Genomic DNA, 16549 nt, shown 5'->3' on the forward strand with positions numbered 1-16549 from the left:
TGATCAGGCCGCGTCCGACGGCGGCAGGCGCTCGGCCTCGTATTCTCCGGCGACGAGCAGTCGCCGCAGCAGCTTGCCGACCGGCGATTTCGGGATCGCGTCGACGAAGACGTAGCGGCGCGGCCGCTTGAAATTGGCAAGGCCAGAGGTGCGGCAAAACTGTTCTAGCTCTCCTTCCGACACCGCGCGATTGCGCTTGACGAAGGCGGCGACGACCTTGCCCCATTTCTCGTCGGCGACGCCGACCACCGCGACCTCGTCAACAGCGGGATGCAGCGACAGGCAGCTCTCGATCTCGACCGGCGAGACGTTCTCGCCGCCGGTGATGATCATGTCGTCGACGCGGCCGGTGACGAAGAGATCGCCGTCGGGATCAATGAGGCCGGTATCGCCGGTAAAGTACCAACCCTCCCGCAGCGATTTGGCGTCGGCCTCGGGGCGGCGCCAGTAACCTTCGAAAGCTTCGTCGCCGGCGAGGGTCGCGATGATCTCGCCCTCCTCGCCGACGGCGGCGAGATCCGCGATCGAATTTGCGCCGATACGCACGACCTTGACGTGCTGGTTCAGCCCGGCCTTGCCGGCCGAGCCGGGTTTTGCAGCGGCGTTCTGGTCGATCGTGAAGGTGTAGATCTCGGAGCTGCCGTAGTGATTGACGAACAACTCCGGCTTGAACGCCTCGTTGAGCTTCTTCAGCAAACCATCGGTCATCGAGGCGCCGGCAAAGCCGAGCTTGCGCACGCTGGAGACGTCGGTTTTGGCAAAGGCCTCGTGATGGACGAGGTCATGATAGAGCGTGGGCACAAGATAGAGGTTGGTGATCGCTTCCTGCTCGATCAGCGCCAGCGCCTGGCGGCTGTCATAGCGCGGCAGGCAGATGAACGTGCCGCCGATCAGCGACATCGCCAGCAGCGAGCGGACGCCCATGGTGTGGTAGAGCGGCATGACGCCGAGCGTGCGCTCGCCGCGGCCGTAGAGATTTTGCGCGACATGGGCGATCGCCGCGGCGCGTTCGGCGCGATGCCGGCGCGGCACGCCCTTCGGGCGCGAGGTCGTGCCTGACGTATAGAGCATGATCGACCAGGCGTCGGTGCCGACACGCGGCGCGGCGTCCGGCGCACTGTTTTTGATCAAATCGGCAAAGCTCGTCGCCTCGCCGGTGCCGGGATCGACGGACACGCGCAGCAGCTTGCCCGCCAGCGCCGAGCCCTGCACCGCCTCAGCGGAAATGTCCTGATAGACGATCGCGCAAGTTTCGGCGTTCTCGATGCAGTAATCGAGCTCATCCGCCTTGGCGCGCCAGTTGATCGGCGTGATCACGAGGCCGGCGAACTGGCACGCCCAGTGCAGCGTCGCCGCTTCCCAGCGGTTCTGCAGCAGCGTGACGACGTGGTCGCCCGGCTTGAGGCCGAGACGGTCGAACGAGGCCACGAGCGCGGAGATCTTGTCGTACCATTGCCGGTAAGTCAGACGGAGGTCGCCGTCGGCCAGGGCAATCGCGTGGGGATCGCGCGCGGCACTGGCGATAAAGCTCCTGGCGAGATCAAGCATTCGACGTCTCTTTTTTGGATGAAGCAAGCTCAGCAGCAGCATCTAACGCCGCCTGGATGATCGGGGTGTAGCCGGTGCAGCGGCAGATATGCCCGCTGAGGAGATCGCGGATCTCGACCTCCGTCGGCGCCGGATTCTTCGCGAGGTAATGATCGAGCGACATCAATATGCCGGCGGTGCAGAAGCCGCACTGGAGCGCGTGGTTGCGGCGAAAGGCTTGCTGCAGCACGCCGAGCCGGTCGGCAGAAGGTGCGAGCCCTTCCACCGTCTCCAGCTCGCAACCCTCGACCTGAGCCGCGAGCGTAAGACAAGAGCGCGTCAGCATGCCGTCGACGACGATTGTGCAGGCGCCGCAGACGCCGTGCTCGCAGCCGACATGGGTGCCGGTCGCACCCAACTGGTGACGCAGGAAGTCAGACAGCAGCATGCGCGGCTCGGCTTCTGCCTCGACCGGCTTGCCGTTGAGCGTGAAGCGAACCGCATGGCGCTGATCGGCCTTGAGACGGGTCATTGCAGCACCTCGCCGATCAGGTCGCGGCCGATCCTGCGCACGAGGTCGCGGCGGTAACGCGCGGTGGCGTGGACGTCATCGCGGGCGCCGAGTTCGTAGGCGAAGGCATTCAGCGCATCGTCGAGCGCGCTGCCCTCCAGCCGCGGCCAGTCGCGCGCGGTTGGCACGTCGGCGACACCACCAACAGCGAGGCGCACGCCCGTTGACGTTTTCATCGCGGCGCAGGCGACGATGGCAAAATCGCCGTGACGGCGCGCGACCTCGCGGAAGGCGACGCGCGCTCCTTTGACCACAGGCAGCGAGATGCCCTCAATCAGCTCGTCATCAGCACGCGCGGTCAGCATCATGCCGGCAAAGAAGTCTTTGGCAGCGACCCGGCGCCGTCGCTTGGCGTTGCGCAAAAACACCTCGCCGCCGAGCGCGACCAGCGCGAGCGGCATCTCGGCGCTGGGATCGGCATGTGCGAGCGAGCCGCAGATCGTGCCGCGGCTGCGGGTCTGCACGTGCCCGACCCAAGGCAGCGCCAGCGACACCAGCGGCAGCGTTTCGGCCAGATCAGGCCATGCCAGCAGATCGGCTTGGCGCACCCCGGCGCCGATGACGACGGCATCGCCCTTCCGCTCCATCTGACGCAGCTCCCTGAGCCGCATGATGTCGATCAGCAGCTTTGGCTTGGCGAGGCGCATGTTGAGCATCGCCATCAACGACTGCCCGCCGGCGAGCACGCGGGCATCGCCGCCCTGCTGCGCGAGGCCTTCGAGGACATCGCCAACGCTCTCGGCGCGGAGATAGTCGAATGCGGGCGGCTTCATCGGCGCCCCCCGAACAGGCTGGCGAGCTTCGCCAACACGGCGAACAACGAGAAGCCGCCGCCCTCCGCGCGACCACCGCCGGCTTTACGAGCAAGCGCGGTGAAGAATTGGCCGATGATCACGCGCGTCGCGCCATCGAGCAGACGGCCGCCGATGCTGGCGACCTTGCCGCCGATCGCAGCGTCAAAGCTGTAGGTCAGCCTGGTTCCGCCATTGCCGTCGGGCGCGAGCGTGATGCGTCCTTCAGCATTGCCAAAGCCGAGCGCGCCGGTGGCGCCGCCGCGCAGGGTGACCGCGCGTGGCGGATCGAGATCAAACAGCTCGACATCGGCGCGATAGCGACCGCTGACGGGGCCGATGCCGAGCGTGACGTCGGCGTGGAAATGCGTGTCGGTGATCCTGTCGACGCTCTGGCAGCTGGGAATGACCGATTGCAACGTGGCGGGATCGAGCAGCATCGCCCAGACCTGCTCTGGCGCGCCCTTCACCGAGGCCTGCCCCTCGCCGCGCAGCCGCCGGTCACCCTCGCGCACCGGCGCAGCAGTCGCACCGCCAGCGGGCGGCGGCGGCTCGGCACCGCGCACCAGTTCGGCAAGCCGCGCCGGCACCAGCGGCAAAGTGAGGTCCTCCACGCCGAGCGCATCCGCGACCGCATTGGCGAGGCACACCGGCGTCGACATGCAGTTTCCTTCACCGACGCCCTTCGCGCCAAGCGGCGTGAACGGCGACGGCGTCTCCATGTGGAAGATCTCGGGCTCCGGCACCTCTGTCGTGGTCGGCAGCAAATAGTCGGCGAGCGTTCCCGTTAGAAAACTGCCGTCTTCGGCGTAGGCATATTCCTCGAGCAGCGCGGCACCGAGCGCCTGGGTAAAGCCGCCGCGGATCTGGCCGTTGACCATGCCGGGATGCAAGATGGTGCCGCAATCGTGCATGGTGACGTAGCGGTCGATCCGCGTCTCCATGGTGACGGGATCGATCTCGACGCCGCAGAAGTCGAAGATGAAGCCGTGGCAGAGCGAGGAGTTGATACGGTCGTCCTCGTCGGGCGGCGTCAGCTCCGGCGGCGTCCAGAACACGGTCTCGCGGATGGTCTGGCCGACATCGTCAGGCAGCGAGCCAGGCGACCAGTGGCTGAGCGCGGCCACGCGCGAGAACGCAATGCGATTCTCCGGATTATGCTTCGAGGCGACGAAGCCCTTTGCGAAGACGATGTCGGCGGCTTCGACGTTAAGCTGGCTGGCGGCGATGCGGGCGAGCCTGCTGGCGACGCGCTCGGCCGCGAGCTTTGTGGTGCCCGCCACCGCCGCCGCAAAGCGGCTGGCGTAATTGCCCGATGCGATCGACCAGGCGTCCTTGGCGGTGTCGATCTCGGTGTTGACGCGGATGTCTTTCGGCTGGAGGCCAAACACATCGGCGACGACCTGTGATAGCACGGTGCGATGGCCCTGCCCCTGCGGCACCGACGCAACATGAACGGTGACGCTGCCGACCGGATCGAGCCCGACCGTGGCCGTCGCCTGCGCGCCGTTCTTGGGACCGGCCTTGCGGCGCTCAGCCGCTGTCAGCACGGTCGTGATGTAACCCATGTTGGAGACGCTGGGCTCGACCACCGCGGTGAAGCCGATGCCATAGAGACGGCCCTGCGCCCGCGCCGCGTCGCGCTTCGCCTTCAGCTCGGCAAGTCTGCCCTGCTCCACCGCGCGCGCGACGGCTTCCTGGTAATTGCCGGAATCGAGCAGCGCGCCGGTCGCGGTGCGATAGGGAAATGCGCCGGCGTCGATCAGGTTGCGCTTGATGACATCGAGCGGATCGAGGCCAAGGCCGGCTGCGATCCTCTGGACCAATCGCTCCAGCGCGAAATAGACTTGCGGGCCGCCAAAACCGCGGTTGAGACCGGTCGGTGTCTTGTTGGTGACGACGACGCGGTTGCGGATCTTGACGTGGGGAATGTCGTAGGCGCCGGTCAAATTGCCATGCATGCGATACAGCGTCGCCGGCTCGGGCGCCCGCAGATGCGCGCCGCAATCCTCGACCTGGTCCCAGTCCAGCGCGAGGATCTTCCCGTCCGCGGCTACCGCCGCCGACAATTTCGTCGCGCGGTTGGTCGCCGACACCGATGCGGTGAGATGCTCGAGCCGGTCCTCGATCCACTTCACCGGCTTGCCAGTGATGCGTGCTGCGGCCGCGATCAGCACGATATAGGGAAATACGCCCTGCTTGACGCCAAAGCTGCCGCCGGAATCCGGCGGCGTACGCAGCCGCAACCGGTTGCCCGGCACCTTCAGTGCCCGCGCAATGACCGTGTGGATGCTGAACGGGCCCTGGAAATTGGCGAGCACCTCATAGGCGTCCTCGCCGGCATCGTGCGAGGCGACGACGCCGTAGGTTTCGATCGGGGTGCAGGAATTGCGGGGATAGCGGATGTCGATGGAGAAGCGATGCGGCGCATCCGCGAAGGCCTTCTCGGGATCGCCATAACGGAAGTGGCGATCGCTGGCGAGATTGCCGGGAAAGCCGTCATGGAGAATGGGCACGCCGGGCGCGAGAGTCCCGAGCGGATCGACGACCGCAGCGCGCGGACGATATTCGATATTGATCAGCTCGGCCGCATCCTCGGCACGCGCACGATCGGTTGCGACCACCACAACGACGGGTTCCCCGACATAGCGCACGCGGTCCATGGCGATCGGCCAGCACTCGACCGCTGCCTTCACGCCGACGACGAGGCTCGTGGTGACGGTCTTGACGTCGCTGCCGGTCAGAACCGCGGCGACGCCCGGCAGGCGCTTTGCAGCGTCAGCATCGATCGAGAGAATATCGGCATGGGCATGCGGCGAGCGCAGGATCGTCGCATGCAGCGTTCCGGGCTGGACACCGAGATCGTCGATGAAGCGGCCGCGGCCCGTGAGCAGCGCTGCGTCCTCGACGCGCTCGATCGAACGCCCGACCCACGGCTCATCGCCTCGTTCCGGATTTGCGGATTTGACCGCCTGCAACATGTCCCGGCATACCTCCCGACGCGCTCTTTGACGCGGCGGTGACAGATGTCAGGACGGCGGCGGCGCGGGCCATACCGCCCGCTCTCACGACTTACCAAATCGTCTCATTCGAGAGCGTGCAGCGCAATATCAGCCTGCGAGGCTCAACCAGCAAGACGCGAGACGTTGCGAAACTCGCGCGGGCTGACGCCGGCATGATCGCGAAAGAAGCGCGTGAAATGCGCCGGCTCCGGAAAGCCAAAGCGCTCGCTGAGTTCGCCGAGCGGCGTGTCCTCGCGCATGACCGCTTCGAGCGCGCGTTCCATGCGGACGACGTTGAGATAGATCTTTGGCGAGACACCGAGTGAGGTCTCGAACAGGCGAAAGAATTGCGCGCGCGAGAGCCCTGCGCCCTTCACGAACTGATCGACATTGCCGTAAGAGTCCTGCACGCGCATCGCGTCCATCGCGCGGCGGATGCGCCAGTCGCAGCTCACAGCGCTCATGCCGCGGATCGAAATCGGAAAGCTCCGCCACGGCGTGAAGCGCTCGATCACCGCGATCATCAGGTCGGACAGCGTCTGCACGTGGGTGCGCACGGCGTCTGGATTCGCCATCATTTCAGCCGCCAGATGCAGCGTGAGCTGGCGGATGCGCGGCGACACCTCGCCCGAGGGCCGCTCGAAGAAGCCGGGCGCGCCGCTTGCGGCCCAGCCGGGACGGAACTCCTTCAGCCATTCCGGCTCGATATAGAGCGCCATGATCAGCGTGCGCGGACGATTGGCGTCATGCACATAGGCATGCGGTTTCCAGCCGTCGACCAGCACGGCCGCTGTATCAGTCAGCGGCGTCACCTGGTCGCCGACCATGAACTGCGTGTCCGCGCCCTCGACCTTGAGCAGGACGTGACAGTGATGATGGGCGTGGCGGACCAGCGAACGGTCCATGTCGAGCAGCGCGACCCTGCCGAAAGCGCCATGAGCGATGCGCAGGGCCGTCGACATCAGTTCCATCCTCCCGGCAGCATTGCGCTGCAAAATGATCGCTTCATTGGCGCGGCACTATTAGCGGCACCCGCTTCATATTCCAACCGCGCACAAAGACGCAAGTTGCAGGCGGGTGGTACTCCGCTCATGCGCGCGCCTCCGCAAGCAGACGCGCGACCGCTGCACTGGGGTCGGCCTGCAACGCGGTGGCGAGATCGACGTCCTCCTCGCCCTTGACGCGGATGCGCCTGAAGGCGAGCTCGGGCGCGCTGACCGGCGCGGTCGCATCGAGCCCCATCTTGGCGCTGATGCCGTTGTCGGTGGTCGGATCGAGCTTCGAGCCGAGCGCACCGGCGACGACCATGAGGTCGCGGTCGGCCTGGAAGCGCGTGGCCACCGCCCATTCGATCTCGTCGGACGAGGAGATGTCGACATCCTTGTCCACCACGATCACCTGCTTGATGTCGTAATGCGCGCCGAAGGCGCACATCATGATGTTCTTGGGCTCACCGTCATTGGCCTTGTCGATCATGATCGCGAGATGATAGCGGCAGGTGCCGCCGCGCGTCAGGCGGACGTCGAGCACATTGGGAAAGCTGCGGCGCAGATGCTGCAGCAGCGTCGCCTCACGCGGCACGCCGCCGAGGATGAGATGTTCGAAACCGCCGCCGACGATGGTGTGGAAGATCGGCTTGGCGCGATGCGTGATCGCATCGACCTCGATCACCTCGCGATTGGCGCGCGGACCGTAATATTGAGGGAATTCGCCGAACGGGCCCTCGGGCTCACGCACGCCCTGGAGAATGCGCCCCTCGATCACGATCTCCGCATGGGCGGGCACGCGGACCGAATTGGTCCGGCACTTCACGACATCGACGGGCGCACCTAACAGCGCACCGGCAATCGCCATCTCGTCCTCGTCCAGCGCGGCGATCGCCTGTGAGGCCAGCATCAAGGCCGGATGCGCGCCGATCACGATCGCGATCTCCAGCGCCTGGCCCAGCTCTTCGGCGAGACGATAATAGGAGAAAGTATGCCGCGGCAGCAGCAACACGCCGATGCGGTTCCTGCTGCTGATCTGACAACGATGGATCGAGACGTTCTGAACGCCCGTCTTGGGATTGCGCGCGATCAGCAGGCCGGCCGTGATATAGGGACCGCTGTCGCGCTCATTGTGCTTGGGCACCGGAAGCTGGCGGAGCAGATCGACGTCCTCGTGGACGACGTCCTGCACCGGCCCGGTAGGCACCTCATGCGTCGGCAACGGATGGTTCGCGGCAGCGAGGAACCCCGGCAACAACTGGTCCTCGGTCACACCGATGGAATCGGCCACCCAGTCGCGGCCGGCGAACAGGTTGGCGACAACGGGAATCTCGTGCCCGTCGGGGCGCGGAAACAGCACGGCGCTGTCGCGCTCCAGCCGCTTGGCGACGGCAGCGAGCTCATCGGCGAGGCCAATGCCCTCGCGGGCAATCGCGAGCTTGCCGCGTTCAGCGAGGTAAGCGAGCCAGCCGCGCAGATCGGCTTGCGCCGTGGCGCTCTTCCTAGCCGGATTTTCCATTTGCATGAACTTTATCCTTAGCGTCTAACGGTCAGGGCGCGATCTTGCGCAGCTGCGGCGGGCGGCGCTTGAGCGCCTCGTCCTCGCCCCAGCGGCGCACGACGCCGATATCGATGTCGAACAGGTCGAGCACGCGGCCGACGGTGTGCTCCACCATGTCTTCGAGGTTCTCGGGCTTGGCGTAGAAGGCCGGCACCGGCGGCGCGATGATCGCGCCCATCTCGGAGAGCGCCGTCATCGTTCTGAGATGCCCGGTGTGCAGCGGGGTCTCGCGCACCATCAGCACCAGGCGCCGGCGCTCCTTGAGCACGACGTCGGCGGCGCGGGTCAAAAGCGTCGTGGTCACGCCGGAGGCGATCTCGGACATCGAGCGCATCGAGCACGGCGCCACGATCATGCCGGCGGTCCGGAACGAGCCGCTGGAGATGGCGGACGCCATGTCGTCGATCCCATGGCAGACATTGGCGAGATCCCTCACCTCCGCGATCTTCAGATCGGTCTCGTAGGCAAAGGTCAGCTCGGCGGTCTTCGACATCACCAGATGCGTCTCGACGCCGGCATTGCGCAGGAGCTGGAGCAGGCGCACGCCATAGGTGACGCCGGAGGCGCCGGAAATGCCGATGATCATCCGCTTGGGCGTTGAGTCCTGCATAGGTCTGGTTTCGCTCCCTCGGGCACGCGCCCTTGAGGCTGCGGTCCATAACCAGACTAGGCAATCGCATCCATCAGAACAAATAATGATTGATTATGTAATCAATCATCTGAAATGATAACAAAGGACAGGACCGGCGAACAAAGGACAGCCCCGTGGAACTCAGGCAAATGCAATATTTCCTGTGCCTGGCCGAGGAGAAGAACGTCACAAGGGCTGCGCGCCAGCTCAACATCGTGCAGCCGGCGCTGAGCATGCAGATCGCCAAGCTCGAGGCCGAGCTCGGCCAGAAACTGTTCGACCGCAGCGTCCAGGGCATGACTCTGACCAGCGCCGGCGAAGCGCTGGTGCGGCTGACGGCGCCGATCGTGCGCGATGCCGAATATGCGCGGCAGGAGATGGCGCAGCTCGGCGGGCGCATCTCGGGCCGCGTTTCGGTCGGCCTCATCACCTCGGTGGCGCAGAGCACCATGGCGAGCTCGTCGGCGACGGTCGCGAGCCGCTACCCCGAAATCACGCTGTCAGCCTGCGAGGGCTACACCGAGACGCTGGTCGACTGGGTCAACACCGGCCAACTCGATCTCGCGCTCATCAACGTGCCGCGCCGCAAGACGCCACTGGCCGCGCATCATGTGATGGACGAGGAGATGGTGTTCGCCTGCCGCAAGGACGGCCCGATCAGGCCGCCGGCAAAACTGCGTTTCGACCACATCGCGAATGTCGACCTCGTGCTGCCCTCCAAGCGCCACGGCCTGCGACTGATTCTCGACGAGCACGCCGCCGCAATCGGCATCGACCTGCGCCCGCGGCTGGAGCTCGACACCCTGCCCGCGCTTTGCGACGTGATCGCGACCACTGACTTTGCGACGGTGCTGCCGACCATCGCGCTCCGGCAATCGCTCGCCAGCGGCAGCATTCGGGCGCATCGCTTCGACGAGCAGAGGATCGTGCGCTCGATTGCATGGGTGCATCACCCAAGGCGCGCCGTCTCAGTCGCAGCCAAGGCCGTGCTCGATGTCATCAGCCAGGATCTTGCGCAGGCCGCCGTCGTGGCGAGCGGGTTCGTGGAGCCTGCCTCGGGTAACGCAACTTCGCCCTCTCGTAAGGAGCGCAGGAAACCGATTCGGAAGGCGATCTCCTGAATGCAGAATTCCGCGCGGACAAGATGTCACGCCCGCTGCAAAATGAGACGCGCTGGTAAGTTTTGAGACCAGCCGACATCACGGCCGGAATGGCCTGCTAACTACAGTCCAAGCGCAGAAGCTCGCGAACCTGGCGCTCATCCCGATGACTCCTGTCCCGGACGATTCCAGGTCTTGCAGAACAAGACACAGGGAGGTCCAGTCCGAGATGACACGGTTCGGTCGCAGCAAGATCACGGACAGCACGGCGCCGTGCGCCAACGGCTTTCGCCTCAACCGTAGGTCCTTGCTGTCGTTTGGCGCGGGCGCAGCGCTCGCCGCCACGGGACTTCGTACTGTACGAGCACAGGAGTATCCCGCCCGGCCGGTGCAAGTGCTCGTGCCCTTTGCCGGCGGCAGCGCCAGCGACGTCGTCACGCGCATCCTGCTCAACCGAATGTCCACATCGCTCGGGCAGGCCTTCGTGGTCGACAACCGCCCCGGCGCCGGCGGCAATATCGGCACCGCCGCGGCGGCTCATGCATCGCCTGACGGTTACACCTTGTTGATGAGCACCTCCGGTCCGCTGGCCGCGAACAAGTCGCTCTACAAGGACCTCCCCTACGATCCGCTGAAAGATCTCGCCCCGATCGGTCTGTTTGCGACGCTGCCGAATGTCATCGTGATCAACTCGAAGCTGCCTCCAAAATCGCTGGCCGAGCTGATCGACTACGCCAAGACGCATCCGCGCGAGCTAAACTACGGAACCGTCGGCGTCGGCTCCTCGCAGCACCTGTCGGCTGCCTACTTCGAGCAGCTCACGGGCGCCGAACTGACGCACGTGCCCTACCGCAACATCGCCGCCTACACGCCGGACTTCATTGCCGGACAGGTCCCGCTCGGCTTCCAACTCCTGCCGAACGTCCTCGGTCTGATCAAAAGCGGTGATGCACGTCCGCTCGCGGTTGCCAGCGATAAGCGCATGACGGCGCTGCCGGATGTGCCGACCGCGGCCGAGGCCGGCCTTAAAAATTACGAGAGCGCGGCCTGGCTCGCGCTGCTTGCGCCGGCGAATACCGAGAGAGCCGTCGTCGAAAGGCTGTATAAAGCGATGGCCGAAGCCGCGAACGACCCGAAAGTGCGCGCCCTCTTCGTCGAACAGGGCGCGGAGCCGCTGGTGATGGACCCGCACGGCCTGAAGGAATTTATGGCCTCGGAAGCCGCGAAATGGGCGAGGATCATCAAGAAAATCGGCATCGAGCCGATGTAACTCCGAGGCTCCGCCTCTTGTGGCTCTTGCTATTCTGCACGCTATAATGCGCCACGGTACTCTGCTCTTGGAAGCACGTGGAATTCACGCACCGATCGAGGTTAAGTGGGGTCAACGCTCGAATACGAAGGGAAGTGAGAACCTCCCCACCAAACCACGCCAAATTGCGAGACAGCCGCCGCCCATACTACCCCCACTCTATCATTTCGAACAGCGCTTCGCCGTTGATCTGCCAGCATAATTTTTCACATCTGACGGACAAATGCCGCCGGCATGCCCGCCGCATTTTGTCGGTCTTGAATTCACAGGAAAATTTCAGTCGCCGGCAATGTTGGCGATTCCGCCAACTATCGGAATCAATCGACTGATTGCCGTTGCTTGGTAGACGAAACTGTTAGGGCCGCTCCGATGCTATGTCCCTTCAGTACCGTCATAGATCATCAACACGCTGGTACTTCCCCTTCGCTCGCCTTTGCGCGACTCAGAATGGTCCTGCCTTCACGGACTGACTACCGCATCGCATACATCGCCTGGATCGTGCCAAGACACTCGGCACGATCCGGAAGCGGAACGAAGTCGTTGGGGAGAGCTGAACCCTCCTCCTACCCAAGCTTTTACGACCGGACCTGAATGATCGTCTTGCCTTGGCGTCGCTCGGTCGAGTTGAAGGTGGCCACGGCATCGTCGAGGGAGGAGACCTTTCCAATGTTCGTCCGCACCCTGCCGTCCCGCACCCTCTGAACGATCTCGTTCAATTGGCCGCGATCGGCCTCCACGACGAAGTCGATGGCCAGACCGTCGAGCGTTTGAGCCTCCGCTGGGCCGACGACACTCACCAGCGTCCCTCCGGCCCTGACGAGGGCTGCAGACTGCCGCTGGATGTCGCCGCCGATGACGTCGAATGCGAGATCGACGCCACCGATATCTTTGAGCGCATCGTTCTCCAGGTCGACGAATTCATTAGCACCGAAGTCGAGCGCTTTCTGCCGGTCAGCCGCGCGTCCTGTTCCGATGACATAGGCGCCGGCCTCTCGCGCGAGCTGAACCACCATAGAACCGACCGCGCCCGCCGCGCCATGCGCAAGCACGCTCTGACCCGCCTGAAGACGGCCGTGCTGAAAAAGCCCCTGCCACGCGGTCAAGCCGGAGATCGGCAGGCTCGCGCCGATCTTGAAGTCGACGTCACCCGGCAAGGGCGCAAGATCGCGCGCCTCGATAGCGATGTACTCGGCGAGAGAGCCGTCCCGATACCAGTCGGCAAGGCCGAACACACGCTGTCCCACCGACAGTCCCGTAGTGCCGTAGCCAAGAGCCGCGACGACGCCGGCAAATTCGTGCCCGAGGATTGACGGAGCTCGGCTCTGTTCGCGACGATCCGTCCACGTCGAGGGCCATTCCAATTCGGTCGGAACGAAGCCCGATGCGTGAACCTCTACGATCACGTCATTTATCGCTGGTTGTGGTTCGGGCCGTTCCACCAGCTTCATCCCGGCAAACCCGGCAGCCTGGTCCGTCACGATAATCGCTTTCATCTTCGACTCCTTTATGTGTGGTGTTTTTCAGATTCCGAACTTCCCGACCGTGCTCAGATCGAGCCGGCCGGTGTCACCGCGGGGAAGTCCTTGTCGGGATGAAACACGTTGTTGAAGAAGTTCGTCAGCGAGTACATGGCCACAAGCGCGACGATCTCCATGATGTTCGCATCCGTGTAGCCCGCATCGCGGACGGGTTGCAGATCGGCGTCCGTGACGTGGCCACGGCTCTCGATGATCTTGCGTGCAAACTGGACGGCGGCATCCCGCTTTGGATCTCTGGCATGCCCCTTTCGGGCGAGAACAATGTCCTCGGCCGGCAGCCCGGCCATATGCTCCGCTGTGAAGCTGTGCACCGTCAGGCAGTAGTCGCAGACGTTCACTTCGGAGACCGCAAGGCCGATGCTGTCGCGCGTCTTGACGTCGAGCGCCTTGCTCAAGGAGCCGAGCAGAGCGGCCCATGCGTTGAATGCGATCGGGCTTTGCGCGAAGGTCGCCATCATGTTGGGCGTGAACCCGATGTTCTTGGTGAACATGTCGAGGGTCGGTTTCGAAGCAGCCGGAACGTGTTCCGGCTTCAGAGCAGCAGCTCTGGCCATGATATTTTCTCCTTGAATGATAGGCTTCGGGGTTGGTTATGCGAAGTGCAGCACATCGGCCACGGGCAGACGCGGCTTCTGAGGCCAGTTGCCAGGCCGCTCCGGCCCGACCGTCAGCAGCATGACCGGGATCTCGTCTTCGGCCAGAGCGAACTCTCTGTGGACGGTCTCCGCATCGAAACCGATCATCGGAGTCGAACCCAGGCCAAGCGAGCGGGCCGCATAGATGATGGCTGCGGCGCCGAAGGTCGCGGAGCGGACGGCTTCGTCGCGCTGCCGCTGCGGTTGATTATCGTACAGGCCGCGCGCAGGCCCCTCCCATTCCGGCACTAGATGTGCCGACATGATTCCGGCTTCCACGACTGGCGCGAGACGGTCAGGGACAGTGCTGGCATCGGCCAACTGGCCGATGATGATGAACGTAACGGCTGCTTCGGTGATCGCGGGCTGATTCCAGGCGATCGGACGCAACCGCGCCTTTGCTTCGGGTGAGCGCACGGCGATGAATCGCCAGTTCTGCAGATGGAAGGGCGTCGGCGCCGATGTACCGATCCGCACGAGGTCACGGATCTGATCGTCGCTGAGCACGGCCGTCGTGTCGTAATATTTCGCAGCACTGCGGGCCAGAATGGTGTCGATCACGGCGTTTGTCGGCAGCGGCCGTGCAAGCGAACGGGACGTTTGGGGATCGGCAGCGGCAGCTGTGGTAGCGGTGTTGTTCATTGGGTGGCTCCCTCATCAAGTGAGTACGGAGCCCAACCTACTGATGAATTTGATTATTTCGAGCCTCTATTTGCTCAAAATGATGCTCGAAAGGATCATTTTGGCGCTGTGGCGTTACTCGTCGACTGCTCGGCGGCGTGCGCCAGATGGCGCCATTCCCCTGGTGTCATCCCCATCCTCTCAGCAAAGACACGTCGAAAAGCCGATATCGATTGATACCCAACCGCCTCGGCCACAGCTTCCGTGCTGATCTTTGGCTTCTTGAGCTCGTTCGCGGCCATACTCATGCGAAGATCGGTCAGCAGGTCGAGGGCGGAGCGACCTAACTTGTCCTGAAAGTGGCGCATGAATGTAGCGCGTGACATGCCGCATAAGCCGGCCAACTCGGGAATCTTCCACTGTCGCGCCGGATCAGCGAACATCGCCGCCATAGCCGATGCCAATCTCGGATGGCCAGTAAGGGCCAACAAGCCGTCGGAGGATTTTCCGGCTTCACTCGCAGCGCGCAGCACTAGCGTGAACAAGACCGTCGAGAGCGCGTTGAGAATGGCGCGTCCTCCCGCTCGGTCAGCGGCGGACTCCATTCGCATCAGGCCCACCAGTCCGGAAAGCTGACTCGATGCCGACGCGGTGTCCTCTCCTCCATCGTTTTTCATAGCCCGAACCACCAGTTTTGCCGGCAGGTAGTTGCGGACCAGCCGGTCATGGGGCGGCACCACGAAAAACCGTCCGCACAGGAGATCCAGTCGCTCACCCGGTCCATCGTTCTCGCTCAACATCCATCCTGCGGAGCCCCTGCTCTGGTGCGTGGCAATTGGCTTTTTGCCGCTGCCGTCGTGCAGCACGTGCGCCGAACCGTGAGGGAGCAATACGACATCTCCGCTTTCAAGCTCCTGCACCGTTCTCGAATCAGGGTCCTCGAAAATGGCCCGACCCTTGACTATGACGTGGTAGGGGATCTCGTTCGCCCCCGCCGTAGGCCAGATCACACGCCAGGGTGCGCCGTACGCGCAGCGCACCTCAAGTTGGCCAGTAACGGTCATGATTTGCAGGAGATGACTCAACCAGTCGACTTGAGACATGAGACCTCGAGAACGTGAATCGCCGACGGAGGATATCAAATTAGCGACGCGTTCGGCGAAGGGCTTGACGTTCCGTCCTCATTGATCGCGGCGCTGAAGGCCGGGACGCTCACTTGCTGATTGTCTCCATATCGGCCGTGAGTACATCACCAATCCCCACGTTGGATATGGGTGCTCAGGACATGTGCAGGAGGTCCGGTGGCGCGCTGCATGACGACCGGTTCCTTGCCAACGGCAGCAACTTCCCCTCTCCCGCGCCAGACACCATGAGTAGCCGGTCGACTCGAGTATCGATGGCCCGGTGTTGCGCCAAGAGCAGCCTCGACTCCTGCGCTTGGCACGTCGAATTGACGCTCAACCCGGATACCGGCTGCGGCAGAGGCCGCCATCTTTAAATCGAAGCTCGAGCTGCGATCTGCAACCTTGCTGCGCTCCAGCTACGACCTTCAGTTCGGCCATGCCGAGCCGAGAATGATCGAGCAGAAGTTTCCGCGCACATAGTTCATGTCCTTCAGCGCCAGTACGTCGGCTTTGACGTTTCCGAACGTTGTAAGAGGCTTCTTGACGATGGCGTTGGCGAAGTGATCGATGATGTTCTCCTTGAAGTTGGCCTCCCGCGGATGATGGACACAGACATGCTCCCGCTGCTCGTGCGTGAAGTCGTGGTAGGCGATACCGAGCACGTCCATTTCCACGCCGGCGGTCACCAGCGCGATGGTGGGACGCATGTGCTCAGGGATGCCGGGCGTCGTGTGCAGCGCGATGGCGGTCCAGACATCCTCGACGTCGCGTTCCGGCACGCCGTAGCTCTTCATGAAGTCGCGTGCGGCGTTGGCCCCGTCTACCTCGAAGCGCAGGTCGGGGCTCGAATACTTCTCGGTCAACCCCATGTCGTGGAACATGGCGCCAAGATAGAGCAGCTCCGGGTCGTATTTCAGGCCTCGGCGCGCGCCTGTGAGCGCCCCCCAAAAGAAGACGCGGCGGCTGTGATTGTAGAGCAGATCGTCTTCTGTGTCGCGCACAAGCTGGGTCGCCGCGCGGGCGATGGCGCTGTCCGGCACGCGAATACCGGCAATGATCTCCGACATTGATGTTCTCCTTCGTTGGATCAGAATCGGGTGGCGTAAATCGCCAGGTGATGGTTACGGATCGAGGATGGGTGGTGTCGCTATTC

General features: G+C 63.9%; 14 protein-coding genes. 2 read left to right on the forward strand and 12 right to left on the reverse strand.

Annotation, left to right across the window (positions count from 1 at the left end; genetic code table 11):
* Positions 1–3: 3 nt before the first annotated feature.
* The 7 genes from ACVIIV_RS28380 to ACVIIV_RS28410 form a co-directional block, all read right to left on the reverse strand.
* Entirely contained in the window at positions 4–1548 is a 1545-nt protein-coding gene (locus tag ACVIIV_RS28380; protein ID WP_456747094.1) for an AMP-binding protein, read from the reverse strand.
* Positions 1541–2059: a (2Fe-2S)-binding protein gene (locus ACVIIV_RS28385; RefSeq protein WP_456747095.1), complete on the reverse strand. Its 519-nt coding sequence runs from the start codon at positions 2057–2059 to the stop codon at positions 1541–1543. Before ACVIIV_RS28385 ends, ACVIIV_RS28380 begins: the two co-directional genes overlap by 8 nt.
* Positions 2056–2871 carry an FAD binding domain-containing protein gene (locus ACVIIV_RS28390; RefSeq protein WP_247279447.1) on the reverse strand — a complete coding sequence of 272 codons (816 nt, stop codon included), beginning with the start codon at positions 2869–2871 and terminating at the stop codon, positions 2056–2058. Before ACVIIV_RS28390 ends, ACVIIV_RS28385 begins: the two co-directional genes overlap by 4 nt.
* The gene (locus ACVIIV_RS28395) at positions 2868–5870 is read right to left on the reverse strand and encodes a xanthine dehydrogenase family protein molybdopterin-binding subunit (RefSeq protein ID WP_456747096.1); all 3003 of its coding nucleotides are present in this window, start codon (positions 5868–5870) and stop codon (positions 2868–2870) included. The genes ACVIIV_RS28390 and ACVIIV_RS28395 overlap by 4 nt, the downstream gene beginning before the upstream one ends.
* 143 nt (positions 5871–6013) lie before the next feature.
* Entirely contained in the window at positions 6014–6853 is an 840-nt protein-coding gene (locus ACVIIV_RS28400) for a helix-turn-helix transcriptional regulator (protein WP_456747097.1), read from the reverse strand.
* Between the two features lie 127 nt (positions 6854–6980).
* The gene (locus ACVIIV_RS28405; protein WP_456747098.1) at positions 6981–8402 is read right to left on the reverse strand and encodes a UbiD family decarboxylase; all 1422 of its coding nucleotides are present in this window, start codon (positions 8400–8402) and stop codon (positions 6981–6983) included.
* Positions 8403–8427: 25 nt separating this feature from the next.
* Positions 8428–9048 carry a UbiX family flavin prenyltransferase gene (locus ACVIIV_RS28410; RefSeq protein ID WP_456747099.1) on the reverse strand — a complete coding sequence of 207 codons (621 nt, stop codon included), beginning with the start codon at positions 9046–9048 and terminating at the stop codon, positions 8428–8430.
* Positions 9049–9218: 170 nt separating this feature from the next.
* On the opposite strand from ACVIIV_RS28410, the gene ACVIIV_RS28415 reads away from it, so the two are divergent.
* The gene (locus tag ACVIIV_RS28415) at positions 9219–10190 is read left to right on the forward strand and encodes a LysR family transcriptional regulator (protein WP_456748850.1); all 972 of its coding nucleotides are present in this window, start codon (positions 9219–9221) and stop codon (positions 10188–10190) included.
* 208 nt (positions 10191–10398) lie between these two features.
* Positions 10399–11439, forward strand: coding sequence for a Bug family tripartite tricarboxylate transporter substrate binding protein (locus ACVIIV_RS28420; RefSeq protein ID WP_456747100.1), 1041 nt, complete (start codon positions 10399–10401; stop codon positions 11437–11439).
* Positions 11440–12053: 614 nt separating this feature from the next.
* Here the strand turns inward: ACVIIV_RS28420 and ACVIIV_RS28425 are convergent.
* The 5 genes from ACVIIV_RS28425 to ACVIIV_RS28445 form a co-directional block, all read right to left on the reverse strand.
* Entirely contained in the window at positions 12054–12971 is a 918-nt protein-coding gene (locus ACVIIV_RS28425; protein ID WP_456747101.1) for an NADP-dependent oxidoreductase, read from the reverse strand.
* 53 nt (positions 12972–13024) lie between these two features.
* Positions 13025–13570 (reverse strand): carboxymuconolactone decarboxylase family protein, encoded by a 546-nt coding sequence (locus tag ACVIIV_RS28430; protein ID WP_456747102.1) that lies wholly within the window; start codon positions 13568–13570, stop codon positions 13025–13027.
* Positions 13571–13606: 36 nt separating this feature from the next.
* The gene (locus tag ACVIIV_RS28435; protein ID WP_456747103.1) at positions 13607–14293 is read right to left on the reverse strand and encodes a nitroreductase family protein; all 687 of its coding nucleotides are present in this window, start codon (positions 14291–14293) and stop codon (positions 13607–13609) included.
* Between the two features lie 95 nt (positions 14294–14388).
* Positions 14389–15375 (reverse strand): AraC family transcriptional regulator, encoded by a 987-nt coding sequence (locus tag ACVIIV_RS28440; RefSeq protein ID WP_456747104.1) that lies wholly within the window; start codon positions 15373–15375, stop codon positions 14389–14391.
* A gap of 446 nt (positions 15376–15821) precedes the next feature.
* Positions 15822–16463: an HD domain-containing protein gene (locus ACVIIV_RS28445; protein WP_456747105.1), complete on the reverse strand. Its 642-nt coding sequence runs from the start codon at positions 16461–16463 to the stop codon at positions 15822–15824.
* Between the last annotated feature and the right edge of the window lie 86 nt (positions 16464–16549).

It is taken from the genome of Bradyrhizobium sp. USDA 4354 (assembly GCF_054060315.1).

What these genes read in the sequence shown, in the direction of transcription:
- ACVIIV_RS28425 (WP_456747101.1), bottom strand. Translation starts at nt 12,971, where the DNA reads ATGAAAGCGATTATCGTGACGGACCAGGCTGCCGGGTTTGCCGGGATG.
- ACVIIV_RS28445 (WP_456747105.1), bottom strand. Translation starts at nt 16,463, where the DNA reads ATGTCGGAGATCATTGCCGGTATTCGCGTGCCGGACAGCGCCATCGCC.
- ACVIIV_RS28400 (WP_456747097.1), bottom strand. Translation starts at nt 6,853, where the DNA reads ATGTCGACGGCCCTGCGCATCGCTCATGGCGCTTTCGGCAGGGTCGCG.
- ACVIIV_RS28405 (WP_456747098.1), bottom strand. Translation starts at nt 8,402, where the DNA reads ATGCAAATGGAAAATCCGGCTAGGAAGAGCGCCACGGCGCAAGCCGAT.
- ACVIIV_RS28385 (WP_456747095.1), bottom strand. Translation starts at nt 2,059, where the DNA reads ATGACCCGTCTCAAGGCCGATCAGCGCCATGCGGTTCGCTTCACGCTC.
- ACVIIV_RS28395 (WP_456747096.1), bottom strand. Translation starts at nt 5,870, where the DNA reads ATGTTGCAGGCGGTCAAATCCGCAAATCCGGAACGAGGCGATGAGCCG.
- ACVIIV_RS28430 (WP_456747102.1), bottom strand. Translation starts at nt 13,570, where the DNA reads ATGGCCAGAGCTGCTGCTCTGAAGCCGGAACACGTTCCGGCTGCTTCG.
- ACVIIV_RS28410 (WP_456747099.1), bottom strand. Translation starts at nt 9,048, where the DNA reads ATGCAGGACTCAACGCCCAAGCGGATGATCATCGGCATTTCCGGCGCC.
- ACVIIV_RS28390 (WP_247279447.1), bottom strand. Translation starts at nt 2,871, where the DNA reads ATGAAGCCGCCCGCATTCGACTATCTCCGCGCCGAGAGCGTTGGCGAT.
- ACVIIV_RS28415 (WP_456748850.1), top strand. Translation starts at nt 9,219, where the DNA reads ATGCAATATTTCCTGTGCCTGGCCGAGGAGAAGAACGTCACAAGGGCT.
- ACVIIV_RS28380 (WP_456747094.1), bottom strand. Translation starts at nt 1,548, where the DNA reads ATGCTTGATCTCGCCAGGAGCTTTATCGCCAGTGCCGCGCGCGATCCC.
- ACVIIV_RS28420 (WP_456747100.1), top strand. Translation starts at nt 10,399, where the DNA reads ATGACACGGTTCGGTCGCAGCAAGATCACGGACAGCACGGCGCCGTGC.
- ACVIIV_RS28435 (WP_456747103.1), bottom strand. Translation starts at nt 14,293, where the DNA reads ATGAACAACACCGCTACCACAGCTGCCGCTGCCGATCCCCAAACGTCC.
- ACVIIV_RS28440 (WP_456747104.1), bottom strand. Translation starts at nt 15,375, where the DNA reads ATGTCTCAAGTCGACTGGTTGAGTCATCTCCTGCAAATCATGACCGTT.